Genomic DNA, 21,944 nt, shown 5'->3' with positions numbered 1-21,944 from the left:
GCGCTTCCGCCTTCTGCATTTTTTACAACCATGGCCGCCAAAACACATCAGGACATTCTGCTCATGCGCTGGGCCCTGTTTTCCGTAACGGGGATCGTCCTCATCGTGGTGCTCTACTCGGTGGGGGTAACGCCTTCCTGGGCATTTGCCCTGAGAGAAGCCATGACCCAGGCTCCGTTCTTGCTGCCTCCGGACGCGCCCGCCCTGTCCCCCGGCGCCGGATTCCTGCTGTGCATACTGCTCACCCTCGCCGTGGCCTGCAATCTGCTGCTGATGCGCGGGCTTCTCCGGAAATCGGCCGTTCTCGCCGCCTTCCTGCTCCTGCTGGCCTGCTTCACTCCGGCTCTGGGCCTCTGGGGCGTTTTCTTCAACTTCGTGCCCTGCCTGCTTTCCGCCGGAACTGCGGGCCTGCTGGCCATCCTGTGGCCCCTCCCGGCGGAGCGGGAACAGGAACCATCTCCATCTCATGAATAATCTGGATTATCCCCTGCCTGTGCTTGAACTGGTCGCCGCCCTCAAGCAATTGCCGGGCATCGGCACGCGCGGCGCGGAACGCATGGCCCTGTGGATGCTCCAGGGGCACATGGGAGAGGCGGAATCCATCGCCCGGACCATCGGCCAGGCGGCGGACAGCGTCACGCCCTGCCCGGTCTGCGGCTTTTTCAGCACGGCGGAAGCCCCCTGCGAAGCCTGCCGGGACGAGGAAAGGGACGCCCGGACCATCTGCGTGGTGGAACAGGCCACGGACGTCATCCCCATTGAACGCAGCAGCGCCTACCGCGGATTGTACCATTGCCTGGGGGGCAAACTCTCGCCGCTGGACGACGTGGAGCCGGAAGACCTGAACATCCGCTCCCTGGTGGAACGGGTGGCCGGCCAGCCGGGGTGCGAAGTCATTCTCGCAACGGGGTCCGATGTGGAAGGGGAAGCCACGGCCACCTACCTGCACCACTTGTTGAAAGCCCTGGACTGCAAAATCTCCCGCCCCGCCCAGGGTCTGCCCGCCGGGTCCGGCCTCAGCCACGCGGACACGCTGACCCTGATGAAAGCGCTGGAAGGCAGAACCGTGCTTTAACCGCTCCCTTCCGGCAATCCACGTATTTCCGGAAATACGGACACTCTGAAGGAAACCGGCCGGAGAGTTTTTTCTGCCGTCTGAAACATATCCTACCAAGCCGCGCACCCCAAATCTCCAGAGGAAGCATATGCCGGAACTACTAAAAAACAGATACAATGACGAATCTCTCCGCGCGCTGGCTCTGAGTATTAACACCGTATATCCTCCGTTTCAGGTTGACGATTTTGTCAACGGCATCATGGACGAAACCTGGGACGGATTGGAGCTGAAAGCCCGCATGCGGCAAATTACCATCAATCTGGGAAGATATTTGCCGGACGATTATGAACAGGCGCTTGGCGTCATCGACAAGATTGTTGCGGGTTATCCCGAAGGATTTAATGACTTTACGTTAATGTGCTTCCCGGATTTTGTGGAAGTCTATGGGCAGGAGGAGCGCCATTGGAATTTGTCCATGGCCGCGTTGGAAAGGTATACCTCGTCCTCGTCTTCCGAATTTGCCGTAAGGCCCTTTATCATCAACCATGAAGAACGCATGATGCGGCAGATGGCCGCCTGGGCCCGGCATGGCAACGAGCATGTCCGGCGGCTTGCCAGCGAGGGCTGCCGCCCTCAACTGCCGTGGGGACAGGTGTTGGGCAGCTTCAAAAAAGACCCGTCGCCGGTTCTCGGTATTTTAGAACAGCTTAAAGCCGACCCGTCCCCGTATGTCCGTAAAAGCGTGGCCAACAGCCTGAACGATATTTCCAAAACACATCCGGACCTCGTTGCAAAAATCGCAAGGGATTGGTACGGAAAAAACAGCCATACGGACTGGATTGTAAAACACGGGTGCAGGACACTTCTTAAAAAGGGCAACAGGGATGTGCTGGACATCCTTGGATTCGCGGATGCCGGTTGTGTGGATGTGGACGGCTTTGCGCTGGGCGCCGCGTCCGCTTCCATTGGGAAGGAAATGGCCTTTTCCTTCAACATTGAGGCAAAAAAAGCGGCCAGGGTACGGCTGGAATATGGCATTGATTACGTCAAGGCGAACGGCAAAAGAAACCGTAAGATATTCCAGATATCCGAGCTCTCTTTAAAGGAAAACGGGAAAAGGTCTTACACAAAAACCCATTCCTTTGCGAATGCAAGCACACAGAAGCATTACCCCGGCACCCATTCGCTTACGCTTATTGTAAACGGCACTGAACGTGGAACACTGGATTTTGAGGTATTTGACACATAGCCCGCTTTATAGCAGGACATCCAAGCCATCTTCCCTGGTGTCCCGGTCTTTACGATATTCCCGTGCGAACCGAGTCGATTGATGTCCCCACTGCCCGCATCATGCACCTTTCATCCGCATCCCCTTTTTAAATGAGAAAACGCCTATTCCATGCGGCTTTGCGGAAGGCTGCCTGGAAATCATCTGCCTCTTCATCACCGCCAATTCACCTGTTCAGACAATGAAAAAGCCGCTCCCTTTACTTGCAGGAGCGGCTTGAAGAAACAAGTACCCTGCGGGAAATATCATCTTTTGCGGCGTCTCAGCAGCAACACGGCGAGTCCAGCCAATCCCAGGGAAGCCGTTGCCGGTTCGGGAACAGTATTCAACTCAATGGCCCCCAGCCCGACAAAATATCCATTGGTCTCCGCCCCCCGGGACAGGGAAAGTTCCATGGAATAAGTCTCTCCCGCCGTCAAGGTAACGGCCTTGTCCAGAGAAGACTCTTCCCTTACTCCGGAAGAACCGCCCCGTTGCCCCAGCGTCTCCACGCTGGCCTTCTGTGCACCGGAAGGAGTGACATCCCCCGTTCCCGCATAAGTCAGGGAGGAATCAGCACAACTGGCCAGAACCGTATCTCCCAATTTCAAATTAAACATATACGCACCTTTGCGGTTGCCGTTCTGAATCTGATTGGAACCGTTAAACGTAAAAAGATTCAGAGCTATTGAATCAATGGTTACATCTTCCGTTACGGTGAAGGACAAAGTCAGGGTCCATGTACCTCCAGTCCCCACATTCACGTTGGGACTCAAAAAGGAATTAACATAATTGGTACCCGTTTTCTGTCCCAGCGCACCGCCGGAAGCATTGGTAACCGTTTGGCCTGTGATAGAAACTCCGTCACTGACGGAAGGGTTGTACAGGGCGGCCGTCGTTCCGGGATTGGCTTGGTAATCAAAGATAATCGCTGCCTGGGCCGTGCCTGCAAGCGCGATGAGCGAGGTGGCAAAAAATAAGGAAGGCTTCATCTTCAAGTATAGTTAACTGTGTTAAATAGTGTTTTTTTGCACCAATTCCCCATGGATGGTAACACGCTACGAATAACGGATTAGGAATTCGGAATGTGTTTTTTTCATTCAGAAATATATAAAAAATTATATATTAATCGATTATAAAAATGTTCAAGAAAAAGTAAAAGCTATTTTTCTTCAAGAGCGATCAGGCCGGATAGCGTTAAAATACTCTATTTCCAACTTTTTCCATTGACTCCGAATTCCTAATCCGTGGATAGGTTCCAAACCAGACATAATTATAATGACGAAAAACAATGCCATTAAGTGTTTTGGGATGTTTGCATTCTCCCAGTGTCGATCAAATTCATCAATTTTCTCCAGTCTTAACCACTGTGCAGCCCGCTCCCGCCAATTGCCTGAAAAGTTCGACCCTTTTCCTGCGGCCACTCTGGTACGACAACCATTCTTCGCGCAAATCGCCACGTTCAGCCATTCTCTTGCTTGAACGGCTTCTCAAGGAAACATTATTTTCCAAAAAGCTAAAACAAAGGGGCATTCGGCAGGGTGGCACAGCATGCCGCGCCCTGTCGCCGGAATGGAGAACAAGGCAGCGGCTTCCTTCATGTATTGGAGAGCAAACCATGAATATCGTCCCACTGAATGTGAAAAAGCGTCTCCCGCTACCTATGTCACTGTGTAAACGACCTCGCCTGCTCCATTCCCCCTTCTGAATAACGGAGAGAGCCCCACCTCCACATCGTGGAGAAATCCTCTAGATACGAACCTTGCCGGGGGATTGGAAGCGGCTCAACAAACAAATTTTACAGGTTTTCGCGGAGGTGAAAAAGTGCAAAATCGTTTCGTGTACACCACGAAATACTGCTTGCCATTATTAAGAACGGCTAAAAAAGAAGAACGCATCATACCAATAAGACATACTTAAATCATCCTGATAAACTGGAATTTGTCAGCCTTGCTTCAATTCTGGATAGGGGATAATCAGGGACTGTTTCGTTTCATGACCCCCAATAACCTTTTCCATCCAAATCATGTTATACCAACGACCAAATTTATACCCGCATTGATGAAACTCTCCAACTTTTACAAAACCCAGATGCGCGTGGAAATCGGCACTGTTAGCTGTCAAGTATTCATCATCACATTCTGGAGAACCGATACAAGCGTATAGGTTGAGAATACCCATATCACGCAGAGCCTTTTCCAACGCCTCATAAATAGCCCCCCCCATTCCGCATTTCCGTGCGTTATGGTCAAGATAAATTGTCATTTCGCAGGACCAGTCATAGGCAGCTCTGCCGATAAAAACACCTGCATATGCGTATCCTTCAATACGGCCATCTTTCAAAATGACCAGATACGGATAACGTTGCATGGTCTTTTTCATCCGTCTCTTAAATTCGTCAAGGGACGGCGTATCGTATTCAAAGGTTATTGCCGTGTTCCTTACATAGTAGTCGTATATTTCCAAGATACGCTCCGCATCTTCCATTGTCGCATCACGAACAACAACCATAAATATTCTTCCTTCACAATTTTCGATTTGTCGTTCTGTGCCTTATCCGTCTAAGGAGAAAACACATAACCCACTTTCCTTATTTTAATATCAGCGCATGGAAATGTCAAACAGCCCATTTCGTTTCATTACTTTCCGCTGCTGCTTATAACCCTGTTTGTTCGCTTGGGCGTCCTTTTACTCTTTGCAGGATTGCATTGCATATAGCAGCAATACTGATTTCCGGGCTTTTCCGACTGGAAAAAGGACTTTATCGCCGCCTGATATTTACTATTTTTTATTCTAATTCAAATATCTGTGTTGACTGCGGATTTTTCCCACCTGCACATCCTTTCTGATGGGCAATCATTATTGCCATCACGACGAAGGGCATGAGTCACTCCCTTCCCACTTCATTCAGCGTTTCATCTATAGCTATGTGCGGAAAGGATGAACGTACGTACGGGCCGGACGGGGTTTGTTCTCCGCATCAGGAAAATTTGACCGGCAAATCCGTCAATCCGCGAGTCCGTCCACGCGGGCCCGGTCAAAATCCGCCGGACAAATAGTTACGTTCACCCGGTCGCCCGGTCGGAGAACATCCCTTAACGAGGCATTCTTCTTCTCCACGAAAGCCACAGTCGTCTTGCCATTAGGCAGAGTGGCGCGGAATGCTGTATCGGCAATGCGTTCCATAATAACAGCCACCGTCTGCACCGTATGGAAAGGATAAGGTTTCATCAGCAAGCTCCGTCTAGAGATTCATCAAGCCGTCCATCAAACCGCTTCCGGTCTTGAGTCCTTCTTCCACGGCATCCCGCAGATTGGGCATCACCGGAACAGGAACCTTGTCCGCGGCAGGAATCCTGAATCCGTCCTCCCTCTTCCCATCCTTGTCCCTGCCGTTCCCCGCCGCCTTGTTAAACAGGCGCGAGGCTACGTCCGCCGCCTCCGCCACTTTCTCCATGCCGATTTCCTTCAAACGTTCTCCGGCCGCCTTGAGCAGACGCGCGGACAGATCCTCCGAAGGATTGTCCCATGTGCCGCCAATATTCACATTCGCCCAGACGAGTCCGCCCCCCCCGCCCTGGCGGGAAGCGGAAAACACGTCGGAAAATCCCGGAAGGGAATTCCACATGCCATCGGCCCGCAAGCCAACCTGAAAACGCCCCTTCAAAGAGCCGTCATCCCCTATTTCCAGCCAGCCTTCCACCCGCATCAGGTTCTCGCTCTCTATCACTACATCGGACACATGCCAAACGCCTTTGATATAGCGGAACTGGGCGGAAGCCTTGTGCAGAGCCAATTGGCGGAATCTGGAGGAATCGCAGAACAGGGCCAGCCTGTCCAGAACGGGCAGCCCGGACAGCATGCCGTTCTGCAGGCGGACCAGGCCGGCCACATGAGTCAGCCTGCCCTGTTCCCCGCGCAAATCCACTCCGCCGCTCACTTCTCCCTGGACGTGCTTCTTCCAGTCGTCAGCCAATATGGAAGAAGCGGGAATGCTGTTGATCACGACGTTGGCAGTCCAGGACGAGGACATTTTGTCCCAGTCGCCTTTGATGTCCAGGTACCCGCCCGCCCCGGTCGTCAGGCGGCAGGTGGGAATGTTCAGCCGTCCGCTGGAGTGGTTGAACTGCACCGTCCCGGACATGAGGGAAAATTCCGGACAAAGCTTGAAGGGAACCATCAGTTTTCCGCCGCGCAAGTCAAACCTGTACTGGCTGGAGCCGGCGTCATGCGTGCACTCCACACCCGTCCCGTCCAGGGTATACAGATGGCCCGGAGTTCCGTAGGAAACGGAAAAGGAATTGATGCTTCCCTTTTCCAGCCGGAACGTATCCGGCAGAATATTTTCTTCCACCCAGCTTTTGGGTTCGTCCTCCTTCTCCTTGAAGCGGAAGGGTACGGGAGACAACTGAAGCTTCAGCTCCGCAATACTGGCGGAATTAATGACAAAAGCGCGTTTCAGCAGGTCCCAGCGGCTGAACTCCGTTTCAATGGACCTGGCCTGGAGGCTGGTCAGGAATTCGTGCCCCTGCATGGTCACCCCGCCGCACCGTATTCCGGAGCCGTCCCACTCCAGGGGTTCGATCCGGGCGTCATCCACATTCATGTCGTCAATGGCCGACTGGCGCAGCATGGACAGGAAAGAGTCGCTTTTCAGGTAGGACCTCACGTACAGATAGGACCCCGTCACCCCCGCAACCGCCAGAACGGCCGCACCAAGAACGCCCCACAGCAGCAACTTCTTCCAAAGTCCTCCGGTCCGGGCCTTTTTTCTGCGTATCCTCCTCGTTCTGGGCATGGTATCAGACTATAGCAAATCCGCGCACGGTCAAGCCTGCGAATTCCCCCGGAAGAAGCCCCAAACCCTTGCGGCGTGCAGATAAAACGGAAGCTTCTCCCCGTACATGGCCGCCTGCGTCCAGAAGCCGCACGCCCGTTCCCCGCCGCCTACTGGGGACCATGGTAGATCTTGTGCCTGCCGGAAGCCATGGTGATGAAAACCAGGAACAGCACGTAGGCCGCCAGGAACCCCATCGGGATCACGGCGCCATGCTCCCCGCGTCCCAGGGCGGCTACGGGCGCCGCCTGCTTCACCCAGATGTTTTCCGCCAGCCAGACCAGGAAAATAACCAGCAGCAGGGTAGGCGTCACATACTTCATGATGAAACGGTAAATCCTGGGAATCCGGATGGCGGAACCGTCCTCCAGGTCCCTCAGGCCGGAATCTACCCCCAGTTTCCAGGAAAACAGAATCATCATCACCATGCCGCTCATGAAAAAGCAGAGGGTGCCGAGGAAAAAGTCATACGTATCCATCGCCAGCAGGTCCTTGCTGAACCACGCCACGACCAGTGTTCCCGTAGAAGCGAAAAACCCCTGCACCACCACGGCCAGCTTGCGCTTCAACCCCATGAACTCCTCAATAAACGCCAGCCCCACCTGCATCATGGAAATGGAGCTGGTCACCGCCGCCACGGAAAGCAGCAGGAAAAACAGGCTGCCGAATACCACGCTTGACCCCATCTTGGCAAAAGCCTGGGGAAGAACCATGAACCCCAGCGCAAAGGTGCCCTGCCCGGCCGCCCCGGCCACTCCCAGAAACGCCACGGCCGCCGGCACGGTCATCATGCCGGCCAGCCCTACCTCGCACACCTCGTTGGAGGCGGAGGCCGACAAGGCGCTGAGGGCGATGTCCTCCTTCTTCCGCACGTAGCTGGCATACGTCAGAATCAGCCCCGTCCCCACGGAAAGGCTTAAAAACACCTGCCCGGCGGCGGCCACCCACAATTCGATATTCCGCAGTCCATCCCAAAGCGTCACCTTCGTGAGCCTCAGCGTTCCGTTGGACATCTCCACCTGGCGTCCGGCCTCCTCCATCGCTCCCGGCCTGGAGGCGGAAACCATGGAAACCGTTTTCCACTCCCCGCTTTCCGGCGTTTTTTCCTCCACCAAAACCTTGCTGGGATTCCACATATACCCCAGCCCCTGTTCAATGCTGCGGTCGGGATAATTCGGATCAGGGGTGCCGATGCAGAGGATGCGCACCAGCAATATCACGGAGACCAGAAGCAGCACGGGCATGAACCAGCGGGAAAACATCTCAATCCCCTTGCTGATGCCCCGGTAGATAATGCCCAGATTGATCAGAATAACGCCGCCCACGATCCAGAGCATTCCGTTGTCCGACAACAGGGCGCTTCCGTCTCCGGCCATGCCAGTGAAGCTGAAGAACGTCTGCGCCGTGCTCTCCGCCGTAACAAACAGCTCCGGCTGCGTCAGCATTTTCCAGAAGTAGCCAAAGCACCACGCCTCCACCACCATATAATAAAAAGCCACGGAAGACGGCCCCAGCACCGCCAGCACGCCCAGGAACTTCCACAGCCTGGACCCTTTCGTCAGGTACCAGAATACGCCGGGGGCGCAATGGGCGCCCTGCTGGCCGCCTCTGCGCCCGATGGACCATTCCGCCCACGCCACGGGCACGCCCACCAGAACCAGCATCATGCCGTAAGCCACCATGAACGCCCCGCCGCCGTACTGGGCGGCCAGGCCGGGAAAACGCAAAAAATTGCCCAGCCCCACGGCGCTTCCGGCCACGGCAAGAATCACTCCTATCTTTCCAGACCATTGGTCCTGCTGCGCCTTCAGGGATGACATGCAGGCAATACTGACAAAACAAGTCTCGTTTTCAAGAGAAAACAGGCCCTTTTGCCACTTGCGGAACGTCATTGCCACTTGACTTCCTCTCGTTTTTTGGAATCATTCTTTTAGAACCAAACCAAAAAACATATCATGCTCCTCATCGGAAAACCAGCACCTCATTTCAGTGCAAACGCAGTCGTCAACGGTACCATCGTCCCGGACTTCAGCCTTGACCAGTTCAAGGGTAAAAAATATGTGATCCTTTTCTTCTATCCGAAGGACTTCACATTCGTGTGCCCCACGGAACTGATCGGGTTCCAGGAGGCGCTCGGCGAATTCGACAAGCGTGACGTAGCCGTCGTCGGCTGCTCCACGGACAGCGAATTCTCCCACTGGGCGTGGGTGAACACCCCCCGCGAACAGGGCGGCATCCAGGGCGTCAGCTACCCCATCGTGGCCGACATCAACAAGACCATTTCCTCCGACTACGGCGTTTTGGCCGGCAACGAGGAAATCGACGAAGACGGCAACATCGAAGTCTCCGGGGAAATGATCGCCTACCGCGGCCTTTTCCTGATTGACAAGGACGGCATCGTCCGCCACCAGCTCATCAATGACTTCCCGCTGGGCCGCTCCATTGAAGAAGCCATCCGCGTCGTGGACGCCCTCCAGCACTTCGAGCTGTACGGAGAAGTCTGCCCGCTCGGCTGGCACAAGGGTGAAGCCGCCATGACTCCGTCTCACGAAGGCGTGGCCAGCTACCTCAGCAAGTAAACCGCGTTTTAAGCAATTTCAAGGCCGTTCCGCATGTTGCGGAGCGGCCTTTTTGATTTTCCACGCACGCGGGAAGAATCGCGACAACGCCGTCGCCCCTATTCCAGAGTTACGTTTACCTTGTTGTTGGCAATCAAATACTTGATGGCCTCCGCCGCCTGCATCCTGCTCATGGTCCCCTGTTTCACCCGCCGGGACAGTACCTCCACCAGCTTTCCGGCGAGAATATCGTCCACCTTTTTAGCTTCCACGGCCAGTTTCAGTTTCTGCATGGCTCCCAGCAGAGCCTTTTGCTCCACTTCCCGTGAAGAAATCTTGGCGCGCGCATCCTGCTCCGCCTGGTTGACAAAGGTTCTGGCCTTGGCCCCCTGCCTTTTCTCCCAGGCCTTGCGCGCGGCCCTGGCCTTCGCTTCGGGGTCTTCAATATCCACCTCGTACTTTTTCCCGTCCTCACCCGTCACGGAAACGGAAGCCGTGCTTCCGGAGGGGGAATGACGCTCCTTGAAGCGTTCAAACCGGGCCTTGGCGCTTCTGGAGCCGTCCCCGGAATGGGTATAATAACCGGCGGCACGTCCGGTTTCCAAAGAGCGTGAAGGTCCGGCGCCAGCCGAAACGGCAAGAACAGTAAATCCAGCACATCCAATAACAAGGTAGTTTTTATTCATGTTGATCCAACACATTTTCCACCAGGGAAACGGCTCATACCCGCATTTTTGTCTATTTTCAAGTACATTTCCGCATCTTTTCCAGGAAAATGTTCCCGTCATAAAACGGGGAGAATACGCGCACGCCCCTTGAGCCGCATGAACGCCTTTGCTACACACTTGGCATGAATGCGGATTTCATGGCAGCAGGCCCCACGGAAGACATATGGACAAAAACCATGGACTTTCTGAACATGCCGGACTGGCTCAAGCTGGAGATGGTGCAGTCCGCCGGGGCAAAAATCGTGCATGTGATCATCTGGCTGGTCATCAGCTGGATTCTTTTGAAACTGTTTTGCCAGGTGCTCCGCAAAATCACCTCCATGAAAATGTCTCCGCAGGCGTCCCGCCTGACGGTGAAAATCGTCAAAAACGCGGGTTATATCATCATCGGCGTGGAGGCCTTCGCCCTGATGGGGTTTGACATCCTCACTCTGCTGGGTGCGGCCAGCATCATCGGCGTGGCCGTGGGCTTCGCCTCCCAGACCTCCCTGTCCAACATCATCAGCGGCCTTTTCCTGGTAGGGGAAAAGCAGATCAACCTGGGAGACATGATTGAAGTGGACGGAATTACCGGCAACGTGGACTCCATCAACCTCATGTCCGTCCAGCTCCGGCTGCCGAACAATACCATGGTGCGCATTCCCAATGAAATGATCATCAAGAATCCGGTCAGCAACATCACCCGTTTTTCCACGCGCCGCTGCGATTTGACTTTGGGCGTGGATTATAACTGCGATATTGAGCACGTCGTAAGCGTCCTTCAAGAAGTAGTCAAGGAAAACAAGCTCTGCCTGGACGACCCGGCGCCACTCATCATGTTTTCAGGTTTTCAGGACTCTTCCCTGGGTTTCACGGTAGGGGCCTGGTGCCTGAAGGACAACTTCCTGGACTGTCAGAAAACCCTGGCGCACGATATCAAGCACCGTTTTGCGGCGGAGGGCATTTCCTTCCCCTTCCCCACCCGCAGCGTGGAGAGCAGAACCCCCATCAGAGTGGAAATCACCGGCACGCCAGAGAAAAATCAGTAAAGCTGTTCTTTTTGCTTTCTTTTTCCCCCGTGAAATTTCAATCTTGTCTGCGTAAAAGCCGCATTTATGTCTGACACACCAGCACCTGTTTTTAAAAGAATACTTCTGAAACTCAGCGGAGAAGCCCTGCGAAGCCCCGGAAGCATGGACAATATCTCTCCGGAAATCGTCGCCCGCATCGCTGAAGAAATCGCACAGGCGCACCGCGCGGGCGTCCAGATCGGGCTGGTAGTGGGCGGCGGCAACTTCTGGCGCGGCGCCAAGGCCAGCGTGCGCGGCATGGACCGCGCCACGGCGGACTACGTGGGCATGCTCGCCACAGTCATGAACGCCCTGGCCCTGCAAAGCGCCCTGGAACGCGCCGGAGTGCCCTGCGTGGTCCAGTCCGCCATTGAAATGAAAAACGTGGCGGAATCCTTCATCCGCCTGAAAGCCCGCTCCTACCTGGACAACGACAAAATCGTCATCTTCGGCGCCGGCACGGGCAACCCCTTCTTCTCCACGGACACCACGGCCGCCTTGCGCGCCAGCGAGATCAACGCGGAAGTCGTGATGAAAGCCACCTCCGTGGACGGCGTGTATGATGCGGACCCCAAGAAAGTTTCCGGGGCCAAGCGCTTTGACTCCATCTCCTACCAGGAATGCCTGGAACGCCAGCTCAAGGTCATGGACTCCACGGCCTTCACCCTCTGCATGGACAACAAAAAGCCCATCATCGTATTCGACATGCACACTCCGGGCAACATCACCCGCGCCCTGCTCGGGGAGCCTATCGGCACCACGATTTGCTGAACCCGGCGAAAAAACCTTTCAACCATACAAAAAAAACACTTAGCATCAACCATCATATGGACGCAGAAACATTACTATTGGAGACGGAGGAAGCCATGCTCAAGGCCGTGGACTTCGCCAGGCAGGAATTCTCCGGCGTACGCACGGGCAAAGCCTCTCCCGGCCTTGTGGAAAACCTGGACGTGCACGTATCCAGCTACGGCTCCGTCATGAAGCTGAAGGGCTTGGCCGTCATCAGCACGCCGGAACCCCGCCTCATCCTCATCCAGCCCTTCGACCCCAGCACGGCCCACGACATCGGCCGCGCCATCAACGAAAGCAAGCTGAACCTCAATCCGATCGTGGAAGGACGCTCCATCCGCCTGCCCATCCCCGCCTTGACGGAAGAACGCCGCAAGGACCTGGTGAAGCTCGTCAAATCCCAGGCGGAGGAAGCCCGCGTGCGCGTGCGCGGCGCCCGCAAGAATGGCATGGACTCCGCCAAAAAGCTCAAGACGGACAACATCGTCACGGAAGACGGCCAGCGGGACCTGGAAACGCAGATCCAGAAGCTCACGGACAAGTACGTCAAGGAGATTGACGATCTGGTAGCCGCCAAGGAAAAGGACATCATGACCATCTGAGCCAGCACCCTTCACCACCCAACCACTTCACGACAATGACAGACAATGTAACGAACTTCCTCGCCTCCGGCATCGAAATCAAGGGAACCATCCGTTTCCAGAACGACATGCACATCGACGGAAAAATTGAAGGCGAAATCATTTCCGACAAGGGGAAAGTCACCATCGGTGAAACGGCCCAGATCAAGGGCGACATCACCGCCGGAGACGTGCGCATCTACGGCAACGTGGAAGGCAAGGTCACTTCCGACCGCTGCGAACTCAAGCAGCAGGCCCGCGTCGTCGGAGACATGAAGACCCGCAGCCTGGCCATGGAAGAAGGCGCCCATCTGCTGGGCCGCACGGAAATCGGTTAAGGCCCGGAAAACCCCATCTTCAAGCCGTTCCCCCGGAAGGAGGGACGGCTTTTTTCATGGCCGGAACCGGAGCGGATATTTCCTTCCGCCGCATTCGGGAAAAGCTTCAGCCGTAAAAGAAGGAACGCTTCCGTTTCCGGAAACCGGTGCCGCGGAACTACGGCAAACGCAGCCTTCCGGGCGTCCATTTACGGATTCTCCGGACGCACGATGGACCAGGAACGGGGCTGGGACGGGTCCAGAATCTTTTTGATAAAGCCATTCACCTGCTCCACAGTCATGTTTTTGATGGCCCGGGTCTGTTTTTCAAAGGCGTCCAGAGGCAGCCCGAACAGGATATCCAGAGCCAGCATCTGGCACAGCGTGCCGTTGGACTGCATGGCCAGCAGGCGGGAGGAGAGGGCAGAAGCCTTCGTACGCTCCAGTTCCTCTTCCGTCATGCCTTGTTCATAGATCATGGACAGCGTTTCCCCCAGACGCCTTTCGGCTTCCTCCAGCTGTTCCGGAGACGTCCCCAGGTAAAAGCAGATGCCTCCGGCATCCATGCCGATGAACAGGGAGGAACTGGCATAATAGGCCAGGCCCGCTTCTTCCCGGATGTTCGTGAACACAGGGCCCGCCATGTCTCCGCACCAGGCTTGGAATATCAGGGCCATCGCCATGTCGGGGGAAACCACGTCCACTCCCGGCACGCCCACCACCAGAACGGCCTGCTGCTTGTCCAGCACGGTCACTTCCCTTCCCGGCTTCAGCGCGGGGGTAGGGGCAAGAGCGGGCGGACTACCTTTTCTCATGGCGCCCAGATGTTTTTCCAGCAGGGGAAGCACTTCATCCTTCGTCACATCCCCGGAAATGCACAACACGGCATTGGACGCGCAGACGATGCGCCCGTACTGCTTCCGGATGTCCTCCACCGTCAGGGAGGAAAGGCTCTGCGCCGTTCCCGCCGGGGAATTGCCGTAGGAAACGTTGCCGTAGGCCACGTGCCGCTCCTGTCTGAACGCCACGGAAAGGGGGTCTTCCATGTCTTCCTCCGCATCCGCCACAAAGGTTTCCTTTTCCTTCAGGAAGGCGTCCTCCGGGAAGGAAGGATTCATCACGACGTCCGCCATCAGTTCCAGGGCGGAATCCAGGTCTTCCGCCAGCGTCTGGCAGCCCACGCTCAGGGAATTGTTGCCCGTAGAGGTATTGATCGCACCGCCGATGTCTTCCAGAAACCGGGCAATGTCCGACGCGGACCGCGTGGAAGTCCCCTTAAGCAGGCATTCCGACATCAAATCCGTCACACCCGCATTCTGTTCATTTTCCGCAGGGCATCCGGCTTTGAACACCAGGCAGACATGCGCCAGCGGCAGCCGGTGGTCTTCCCGGACAACAACTTTCAATCCGTTGGAAAGCACAAGCTCGCTCAGGACGGTATCCGTCTTCTCACTGCCGGAGGGAACCTCCTCCGCATTGCTGCCCAGCGGGTCCAGGCTGACTTCCGTCACATTCGGGGAGGACAGCCACCCGGCGCACACCCGGTGCAGGTCTTCCGAGGTCACGCGTTCAATGGCCTCCTGCCATTCGGAGGACAAGTTCAAGTTGCGCGCGCCGAACCAGTCAGCACCCATTTCCGAGGCCATGCCGGAAGCCGAGCTTTTTCGGCTCAAACGGCTAACTCTTGTCTGCTTGCAGACTCTCTTGAGGTCTTCCGTAAAATCTTCCCGTTCCAGGTCCCGGAGTTCCTGAAGAACGAGGTCCCGCACCTTGTCCCGCTGGGCGCGGTCCACATCCATGGTGATGGTGAACGCTCCTTCATCGGACTCGGACTGGTTGGAATGCACCTCAATGCTGTACACCAGCCCCAGCCGGTCATGGAATTTCTCATAAAACCGCGCGGAACGGCCGCCGCCCAAAATGCTGGCCAGGGCGGACAGCGCCGGAGTATCCGGATGCGCGGAACAGGGCAGACGCCACGCCAGGCTCAATTTGGAATAAGGCACCGCAAACTCCTTCCGCACCGTCCGGGAACCGAACTGATGGGGCTCGTGCGGCAGCGGTTCCCGGTTCAGAGGTCGCGCCTTCAAATCCTCCACCAGCAGTTCCAGGTGGGACAGCACCTCCCTGGCATCCACATCCCCGGCGATTGAAAGCACCACATTGTTGGGAACATAGCGGGAGGCGTGATACTCCAGCACGTCCTCCCTGGTCAGGGTATCGAACACCGCCGGTTGGCCCAGTACGGGCCAACGGCGGGGGTGTTTGAGATACAGCGTCTGCATTAAAAGCTGGTAAGCCACGGAATCCGGTTCATCCGCGTACATGGCCATTTCCCGGCGCACCACTTCCTTCTCCCGCTCCAGCTCTCCTTCCGGGAAGGTGGGGGAAAACACCAGTTCCGTCAGCAGATTCAGGAAAACCTGCCAGGACTCCGCCGGACCGTCTATATAGAAAACGGTGCGGTTGACGCTCGTATAGGCATTCCAATGGCCTCCCCGCTCCTGCACCTTGCGGGCCAGATCCTGCCCGGAGTAATTCTCCGTTCCCTTGAATACCAGATGCTCCAGCAAATGGGAAATCCCGCTGCCCTGCAAATGCCCCTCATTCATGGAGCCCGTCCCCACCCAATATTGAAGAGATACCACGGGATGGGACTTGTCCTCCTTGATCAAAACCGTCAAACCGTTCCCAAAACGGTGCATCACAGGTTCCTTAACTGAACTCATATCTCTTACCGTGCCTCAAGACGGAGGACGGTGCAAGCCGCCGCTCTGTCCGCACTCCGGCACTGTCAGACTTCTTATGTCCTGCGCGGGCACAAATGAATACAAAAACACCCTGTAAAAAACATGTTCCAGCCATCTTTTTTTGAACAAATCTTAAAGTCCGCAACTCTATGCTGTCGTAGAACGACAGTTAACGCGCTGTCCTCATTAAATAAACCAACCATAAAGAAATAAACCATATGAAGAAGATACTCGCTGTAGCAGCTTTCGCATTCGCATTCAGCATCAATGGCTACGCCCAGGAAGCCGCCCCGGCGGACTCCTCCGCCCCCGCCGCCCAGAAATCCTGCTGCAACGACAAGAAATGCAGCAAGGACGCCACGTGCGACAAGGACGGCAAGTGCGCCCAGAAATGCGACAAGCCCTGCAGCAAGGGAGAAAAGCCCTGCGACTGCTCCAAAAAGGCGGAAGCTCCCAAGGCCTGATCCCACGGAAGCCACTCCCATGCATATGAACCCTTGCCGGAACGTTTCCGGCAGGGGTTTTCTCCGCCGGACGGAGTGAACAGACTCTTCCCGGTGACCATTAAAATACTTGATTTCAACCTTCAACCCATTTTATAAGAAAATCATGAAAGCCACCTCCATCCTCACCATCGGCTGCGCAGCCATCGCGCTCTCCGTTACATCCTGCACCAACTTCGGCTCCCCGAACACTTACAACATGAATGAAATCGGCGGTGTTCAGGAAACCTATTACGGTACGGTCACCAGCGTGGAAACCGTCAAGATCCAGGCCAATAACGCCAATGCCGGCACCGGCGTGGGCGCCGTGGCGGGCGGTCTTACCGGAGCCATGTTCGGCGGCGGCAACGCCAAGTACGCTACGGCGGCAGGCGGAGCCATCATTGGAGCCATCGCCGGCAACCAGATTGACAAGGCCGTGAACAACACGACCGGCCAGCGCATCACCGTGCGCCTGAACCAGACGAGAAACGGCACCCGGAACTACACCGTCGTCCAGCCCGTCGGCAAAAACAACCCCATCTATGTCGGACAGCAGGTTCGCGTCATCATCGGCAACACCGGTTCCCGCGTTCTGGCCTACTAAGAAGCCATTCAGCTATCCAGCCATATCTCCGGCATGATTTTCGGCACCTTACCCGGCGGCGCTCCTGTTGAAATCTTTGAATTGTCCTCCGACAGGATGACAGTGCGGATCAGCAACTACGGGGGGCGCATCATCTCCGTCGTCAAGGACGGCATGGACATGATCGTAGGGCCCAAGAGCTTTGAAGACATGCTGAAAGACACCTGTTACTGCGGTGCGATTTGCGGCCGGGTCGCAAATCGCATCGCCAAAGGCAGGTTTTCCATTGACGGGGACGCCCACTCCGTAGCTGTTAACAACGGCCCCAACCACCTGCACGGCGGCCTCCAGGGTTTTGACAGCAAAATATGGCAGGTTCAGGAAGCCGCGCGCAACACGCTGGTGCTGACGCTCCATTCTCCGGACGGGGAGGAAAACTACCCCGGCAATCTTGAAGTGGTGGCTACCTACACACTCATGGAGGAGACCCTCCACCTGCGCATGGAAGCGTACTCGGACGCGGCCACCATCGTCAACCTCACCAACCACGCCTACTGGAACCTTTCCGGAAAGCCCGACATCAATTCCATGACGCTGGAAGTCCGGGCCTCCGCCTACACCCCCGTGGATGAAACCAACATCCCGGACGGGCGTATCCTGCCCGTGGAAGGCACGGACTTTGACCTGCGCAGGGCGGCCCTTCTTGGGGAACGCAACTCCGCCGCCCACCCGGACACCGCCGCCGGACTGGACCACAACTACGTGCTGGATTCCGAACCAGGCGACAAGATCGCGGCCATCCTCCTTGATCCCTCTTCAGGCCACCGCCTGATCGTGGCGACGGACGCCCCCGGGCTCCAGGTTTACACGGGAGAATACCTTCCCAAGGCGCGCCAGGGGATTGCTCTGGAAGCCCAGGGCTTCCCGAATGCCGTCAACGTGCCCCACTTCCCCAGTGTTCTCCTGCGCCCCGGTCAATCCGTCACGCGCAGCATTTCCTGGACAATCAGGTAAAGGCGGATTCCATCATCCGGCCCACCGTCACCCCACCGTGCACAATAATACCTGCCGTACATGGGGGGGAGCCATGGCGGTTAGCGTTCCAGCCGCCGCAGAATAACATGGGCCGGGCGGTAAAATTCTACCTTCTTCAGCCAGTCTTCAGCCGTTCCGGGAACGTCTTTCAGCAGGCCGCCCGCCTTCAGGCAGCCCACCAGATAGACTTCCCGGCCATACCGTTCCAGATAACGGGAGGAATCCCCGTAAAGAATGCGGCCATACGGTTTGACCAGATCCGGATGTTTTAATGCCCGTTCCAGAAATTCAATGGTGTCCCCATCCAGATAATCGCGGGCTTTTTCCACATTCCGTTCATGCCGGATGCCGCAGTACAGGATCAGCCCCATATCCTCGCGTCCGGGCGCATCCGTGCCGGAGGAGCGGCCCCCCCCGATCCAACTGCCCAAAGAGCAACGGGAATTATATACAAGATATTCCTGTACATTAATTTCCGCTTGTCCAGAGGCAGAAACTCCCCGTCTTCACGCAGGGCTTCCTGATGGACCTGCCGCAATTTTTCCTTCACCATCCCGCACAATAAATCATACCTGCCTTTCCCCAATTCCACCCTTCCGATCTTCACCATGTTATCATTCGATTTCAACACCAGCCATTCGTTCGCCCCCATACTGCCGCAGGAGGCGCTCTTGATGCAGCGCCAATCCATGAACAGGGGAGGCCGTAAAAAGCGGGTAACGGTTATCCCGTCCTCGCCAACCTTCACCTGGAATTGCCGCATGGAGAAAAAGCAAAGAACGCCTGCCAGCAGGAAGAATGCCGCCCACAGCAGGTTCTCCCACCCTATCTCTTCCAATCCCCGGTAAACGCGGATAACCTTCCATAAATCAGGCAGGGCGCAAGCGGCCATCACCAGCAGGAGCCCCCAGGACCATCCGGCCAGATTGCAAAAGGTATCCTTCTGTTGTCCTTTCATGTTCCATGTCTTATATAAAAATCACGGAACAGGCAAGCATTTGTCCGAACGCCGGCGGTCCCTCCGTTCAGGATTGCCGGGGCCCGACTCCGTAAAGAGCTTCCGCAGCCACTTTCTGCAATCCTTCCGCGACGCGTTCCAGCGAACGGCCGATGAATATCAAATCCGCCACGGAGGCGAGATTGTCCCGGTAATGTTCCGGCAGACGGGCGAATGTTTCCGTCAAGGTCCCGGTTTTCTCCGCCAGGGACGCCAGTCCCGGCGCCAGGGAAGCCAGGGCCGGGGCATCCCATGAAGAGACGGCCTTGTTGACGGCCCTGAACTGTTCGGCCAGCTCCCGGTACACGGGTTCCACCAATCCGGCTTCCCGGAGGCGGGGCCTTTTATTCAGCTTGTTGGCCCTCTTGGCGATGGTGACGGACTCATCCCCCATGCGTTCATAAATGGCGGACAGGCGGATGGAAGCCAGCACCACCCTCAAGTCAGATGCCACCGGGCTGAAAAACGCCAGGAGATGCATCCCTTCCCGGTCCACGGCCATTTCCAGTTCGTCCAGTTCCTCGTCATCGGCAATGGCCTGGTTGGCGGGATCCTCGTCCTGCTGGAGCAGACCGGCAACGGCCAGATCAAGGGCGCTCTGCGCCTTGTAAGCCATTTGCAGCAAATACGTGTTCAGGGAAGTGAGGGCGGCATCAAATTCCCGCAGGGTGTGGGCGTCGTGGTTCATGGTCGGAAATGTTGGTTCGATTGTCGGAGGAAGCCGCCCTGGCGGCATGGTAAAAAATATGCAGCCTGCGCAGGCCGCCGGTCTTCCTCGCGGAAGCGGCAAAACGCCGAGCGGAACAGGAGACTCCGGAAAAGCGGCGGGAACCGGCCCTGCCTGAACATATTGATGGAATCATAAATCGTCTTCTATTGTTAACTGAATCTTCCCGTAATATAATCTTCCGTCTCCTTCATGGACGGATGGGAAAAAATCTTCTCCGTGGAATCAAACTCCACCAGCCTTCCCAGCATGAAAAACCCCGTCAGGTCGGAAACGCGGGTGGCCTGCTGCATGTTGTGCGTCACCACGACGATGGTGAATTTCTCCTTGAGGCGGTGCATCAATTCCTCCACGCGCACCGTGGCGATGGGGTCCAGGGCGGAACAAGGTTCATCCATCAGTAAAATACGCGGCTTGACGGCGATGGAACGGGCGATGCAGAGGCGCTGCTGCTGGCCGCCGGAAAGTCCGTTGGCGGAAGTGTGGAGCCTGTCCTTCACTTCGTCCCACAGGGCGGCATGGCTCAGGCTCTCCTCCACGGCTTCATCCAGAACGGCCCTGTCCCTTACTCCCGCCAGCTTCAAGCCGTAGGAAACATTCTCGTAAATGCTCATGGGGAAGGGATTGGACTTCTGGAAAACCATGCCCACTTCCCGGCGCAGGCGGATCGGGTCCAGGGTGGGGGAAGTCACGTCCACCCCGTCAATGCGGATGGCCCCCCCCGTGACGCGGGCCTCCGGAATGCGGTCATTCATCCGGTTGATGCAGCGCAACAGTGTGGATTTTCCGCAGCCGGACGGCCCGATAAACGCCGTGACACGGTTTTTCGGAATCAATATGTTGACGTTAAAAAGCGACTGTTTGCTGCCGTAACAGAAATCCAGGGAATCCACCTCCACGGCGGTTTGATCGGGTATTGCAGGCGGTAGGCTCATATCTCTGACCATGGCGCGGCTCATCACCGCTGCCCGCATGGTATCGCAAATTCCCCCCGCAATGACCATCCAGGGATTGTGACGATTTCTTAACCTGGCCTTCTTGGCCCATTTCCCGCAACGTTCACCGGATTTGGAATCCGTTGGTTTTCAATCAACAGAGTAAATTAATACAACAGACTAAAAATAAATTATTTGGTCTTTTCAACAGAGATAGGGTTATTCCTTGTTTCCCTATATGGCAGCCCTAGACTGGTAAAAACAGGGGAGTTGCCAGAAGCCGTGCATGGCATTTTTTCCCGAGGATTTTCCAATCTTCCACCAATATCCATGAACACAAAACCTTCTACGAAACGCTCTGTCCGACACGTCAGCAAGGGATTCGCACTCATTGCCACCATCACCTTGATGATGCTCCTGGCCCTCCTGAGCGTCGGCCTTCTTACCATCGCATCATCACAGGTGCGCATCTCTGAGAAACAGCTCTTCGCTGCTGAGGCCAAGTCCCTGGCCAGATTCTCCCTGGAAGTTTCCCTGGGACAGCTCCAGTGCGAGCTGGGACCCGACCAGCGCGTTTCCGCCAACTCCGGCATTCTTTCTTCCGGCACCAGCGAAGGAAGTTCCCCCTATATTCTGGGCGCCTGGAACAGCTGGGACACCTGGCTCAACAGGAATAATTCCTCAGGCATGGACATCGCTTCCACCTACGATACGGGCAGAAGCTCCATGTTCCGCCGCTGGCTGATTTCCGACCCCGACCTGCGCAGGCTCAGCACCCTGGAAGCCGGAAAAAACCTTCTGGGGCAAAAGTCTGCTTCCAACCGCAGTTTCCGCAGCGTCTGCCTGCTGGGCCCCGGCACCGTAGGAACCCCGGCGGGGGCCCGGAACCAGGATAAAAAGGAAATCCATGTCCGCCCTGTACGCGTGGACGATTCTTCAAAGAATACGGGGCTGAAAAAGAATGCCAACACCCGCAAGTACATTGCCTGGTGGATTACGCCGGAAAACCAGAAGGCGCGCATCAATCTGATGCCTCATGCTTCCCAGGAAAGCACCGACCCGCTGACCGTGCTGCGTTCCACCTGGGACACCCCCGGCCCGGATCTGGACACCCTCAATATGACTTCATTGATGCCGTCGGGGTCCGGTGGCGACATGTCGGAAGTCAGGAAGCTGATCTCCCGTGACACGCTTCTTGCCAACAGCA

22 protein-coding genes and 1 pseudogene are annotated in these 21,944 nt (G+C 56.2%); 12 read left to right on the top strand and 11 right to left on the bottom strand.

Annotated elements, in window-relative coordinates:
* The first annotated feature begins 30 nt into the window (after nt 1-30).
* The 3 genes from HMPREF3039_RS04910 (at nt 31) to HMPREF3039_RS04900 (ending at nt 2,306) form a co-directional block, all read left to right on the top strand.
* The gene (locus HMPREF3039_RS04910) at nt 31-474 is read left to right on the top strand and encodes a hypothetical protein (protein WP_067571098.1); all 444 of its coding nucleotides are present in this window, start codon (nt 31-33) and stop codon (nt 472-474) included.
* A complete protein-coding gene (gene recR, locus HMPREF3039_RS04905) occupies nt 467-1,075 on the top strand; it encodes a recombination mediator RecR (protein ID WP_067571096.1) in 609 nt (202 codons plus the stop codon). Before HMPREF3039_RS04910 ends, recR begins: the two co-directional genes overlap by 8 nt.
* 130 nt (nt 1,076-1,205) lie before the next feature.
* Nucleotides 1,206-2,306, top strand: a complete 1,101-nt coding sequence (locus tag HMPREF3039_RS04900; protein WP_067571094.1) for a DNA alkylation repair protein — start codon at nt 1,206-1,208, stop codon at nt 2,304-2,306.
* Between the two features lie 284 nt (nt 2,307-2,590).
* Here the strand turns inward: HMPREF3039_RS04900 and HMPREF3039_RS04895 are convergent, their stop codons facing one another.
* From HMPREF3039_RS04895 to HMPREF3039_RS04875, 5 genes are all read right to left on the bottom strand, one after another.
* The gene (locus HMPREF3039_RS04895; protein ID WP_067571092.1) at nt 2,591-3,316 is read right to left on the bottom strand and encodes a PEP-CTERM sorting domain-containing protein; all 726 of its coding nucleotides are present in this window, start codon (nt 3,314-3,316) and stop codon (nt 2,591-2,593) included.
* Between the two features lie 952 nt (nt 3,317-4,268).
* Nucleotides 4,269-4,835 (bottom strand): GNAT family N-acetyltransferase, encoded by a 567-nt coding sequence (locus tag HMPREF3039_RS04890; protein WP_067571089.1) that lies wholly within the window; start codon nt 4,833-4,835, stop codon nt 4,269-4,271.
* 495 nt (nt 4,836-5,330) lie between these two features.
* Nucleotides 5,331-5,555, bottom strand: a complete 225-nt coding sequence (locus HMPREF3039_RS04885) for a hypothetical protein (RefSeq protein WP_067982001.1) — start codon at nt 5,553-5,555, stop codon at nt 5,331-5,333.
* A gap of 13 nt (nt 5,556-5,568) precedes the next feature.
* The gene (locus HMPREF3039_RS04880; RefSeq protein ID WP_067571087.1) at nt 5,569-7,122 is read right to left on the bottom strand and encodes a hypothetical protein; all 1,554 of its coding nucleotides are present in this window, start codon (nt 7,120-7,122) and stop codon (nt 5,569-5,571) included.
* A gap of 149 nt (nt 7,123-7,271) precedes the next feature.
* The gene (locus HMPREF3039_RS04875) at nt 7,272-8,981 is read right to left on the bottom strand and encodes an SLC5/6 family protein (protein ID WP_067982006.1); all 1,710 of its coding nucleotides are present in this window, start codon (nt 8,979-8,981) and stop codon (nt 7,272-7,274) included.
* Nucleotides 8,982-9,113: 132 nt separating this feature from the next.
* On the opposite strand from HMPREF3039_RS04875, the gene HMPREF3039_RS04870 reads away from it, so the two are divergent.
* Nucleotides 9,114-9,740, top strand: a complete 627-nt coding sequence (locus HMPREF3039_RS04870; protein ID WP_161981439.1) for a peroxiredoxin — start codon at nt 9,114-9,116, stop codon at nt 9,738-9,740.
* A gap of 98 nt (nt 9,741-9,838) precedes the next feature.
* Here the strand turns inward: HMPREF3039_RS04870 and HMPREF3039_RS04865 are convergent, their stop codons facing one another.
* Nucleotides 9,839-10,324 (bottom strand): hypothetical protein, encoded by a 486-nt coding sequence (locus HMPREF3039_RS04865; RefSeq protein ID WP_067571082.1) that lies wholly within the window; start codon nt 10,322-10,324, stop codon nt 9,839-9,841.
* 245 nt (nt 10,325-10,569) lie between these two features.
* Here HMPREF3039_RS04865 and HMPREF3039_RS04860 point away from each other — a divergent pair, with 245 nt between their 5' ends.
* From HMPREF3039_RS04860 to HMPREF3039_RS04845, 4 genes are all read left to right on the top strand, one after another.
* Nucleotides 10,570-11,475, top strand: coding sequence for a mechanosensitive ion channel family protein (locus HMPREF3039_RS04860; protein WP_067951967.1), 906 nt, complete (start codon nt 10,570-10,572; stop codon nt 11,473-11,475).
* A gap of 66 nt (nt 11,476-11,541) precedes the next feature.
* Entirely contained in the window at nt 11,542-12,267 is a 726-nt protein-coding gene (pyrH, locus tag HMPREF3039_RS04855) for a UMP kinase (RefSeq protein WP_067571080.1), read from the top strand.
* A gap of 56 nt (nt 12,268-12,323) precedes the next feature.
* Nucleotides 12,324-12,890 (top strand): ribosome recycling factor, encoded by a 567-nt coding sequence (gene frr, locus HMPREF3039_RS04850; protein WP_067571688.1) that lies wholly within the window; start codon nt 12,324-12,326, stop codon nt 12,888-12,890.
* Nucleotides 12,891-12,925: 35 nt separating this feature from the next.
* Complete coding sequence (locus tag HMPREF3039_RS04845; protein ID WP_012420356.1) at nt 12,926-13,246, top strand: bactofilin family protein; 321 nt, start codon at nt 12,926-12,928, stop codon at nt 13,244-13,246.
* A gap of 188 nt (nt 13,247-13,434) precedes the next feature.
* Here HMPREF3039_RS04845 and HMPREF3039_RS04835 read toward each other — a convergent pair whose 3' ends face one another.
* The gene (locus HMPREF3039_RS04835) at nt 13,435-15,954 is read right to left on the bottom strand and encodes a M16 family metallopeptidase (RefSeq protein ID WP_082770092.1); all 2,520 of its coding nucleotides are present in this window, start codon (nt 15,952-15,954) and stop codon (nt 13,435-13,437) included.
* 239 nt (nt 15,955-16,193) lie between these two features.
* On the opposite strand from HMPREF3039_RS04835, the gene HMPREF3039_RS04830 reads away from it, so the two are divergent.
* From HMPREF3039_RS04830 to HMPREF3039_RS04820, 3 genes are all read left to right on the top strand, one after another.
* Nucleotides 16,194-16,439: a hypothetical protein gene (locus HMPREF3039_RS04830; protein ID WP_067571075.1), complete on the top strand. Its 246-nt coding sequence runs from the start codon at nt 16,194-16,196 to the stop codon at nt 16,437-16,439.
* 145 nt (nt 16,440-16,584) lie between these two features.
* Complete coding sequence (locus HMPREF3039_RS04825) at nt 16,585-17,064, top strand: outer membrane lipoprotein (RefSeq protein WP_147549655.1); 480 nt, start codon at nt 16,585-16,587, stop codon at nt 17,062-17,064.
* A gap of 33 nt (nt 17,065-17,097) precedes the next feature.
* Nucleotides 17,098-18,057 carry an aldose epimerase family protein gene (locus HMPREF3039_RS04820; protein ID WP_067571071.1) on the top strand — a complete coding sequence of 320 codons (960 nt, stop codon included), beginning with the start codon at nt 17,098-17,100 and terminating at the stop codon, nt 18,055-18,057.
* An 80-nt stretch (nt 18,058-18,137) separates the two neighbouring features.
* On the opposite strand, the gene HMPREF3039_RS04815 is transcribed toward HMPREF3039_RS04820, so the two are convergent.
* From HMPREF3039_RS04815 to pstB, 4 genes are all read right to left on the bottom strand, one after another.
* Nucleotides 18,138-18,449: a hypothetical protein gene (locus tag HMPREF3039_RS04815; RefSeq protein ID WP_067571068.1), complete on the bottom strand. Its 312-nt coding sequence runs from the start codon at nt 18,447-18,449 to the stop codon at nt 18,138-18,140.
* Nucleotides 18,440-19,036 (bottom strand): hypothetical protein, encoded by a 597-nt coding sequence (locus tag HMPREF3039_RS04810; RefSeq protein WP_067571066.1) that lies wholly within the window; start codon nt 19,034-19,036, stop codon nt 18,440-18,442. Before HMPREF3039_RS04810 ends, HMPREF3039_RS04815 begins: the two co-directional genes overlap by 10 nt.
* A gap of 67 nt (nt 19,037-19,103) precedes the next feature.
* Nucleotides 19,104-19,763 carry a phosphate signaling complex PhoU family protein gene (locus tag HMPREF3039_RS04805; protein ID WP_067571064.1) on the bottom strand — a complete coding sequence of 220 codons (660 nt, stop codon included), beginning with the start codon at nt 19,761-19,763 and terminating at the stop codon, nt 19,104-19,106.
* Nucleotides 19,764-19,954: 191 nt separating this feature from the next.
* Nucleotides 19,955-20,737, bottom strand: coding sequence for a phosphate ABC transporter ATP-binding protein PstB (pstB, locus tag HMPREF3039_RS04800; protein WP_067571686.1), 783 nt, complete (start codon nt 20,735-20,737; stop codon nt 19,955-19,957).
* Between the two features lie 330 nt (nt 20,738-21,067).
* Between pstB and HMPREF3039_RS04795 the strand changes: the two are divergent.
* Nucleotides 21,068-21,944 (top strand): annotated as a pseudogene (locus HMPREF3039_RS04795) (hypothetical protein); the annotation flags it as partial.

Origin of the sequence: Akkermansia sp. KLE1798 (assembly GCF_001580195.1) — a bacterium.
GTDB lineage: Bacteria > Verrucomicrobiota > Verrucomicrobiia > Verrucomicrobiales > Akkermansiaceae > Akkermansia > Akkermansia biwaensis.
This window is presented reverse-complemented; position numbering and strand designations above follow the sequence as displayed.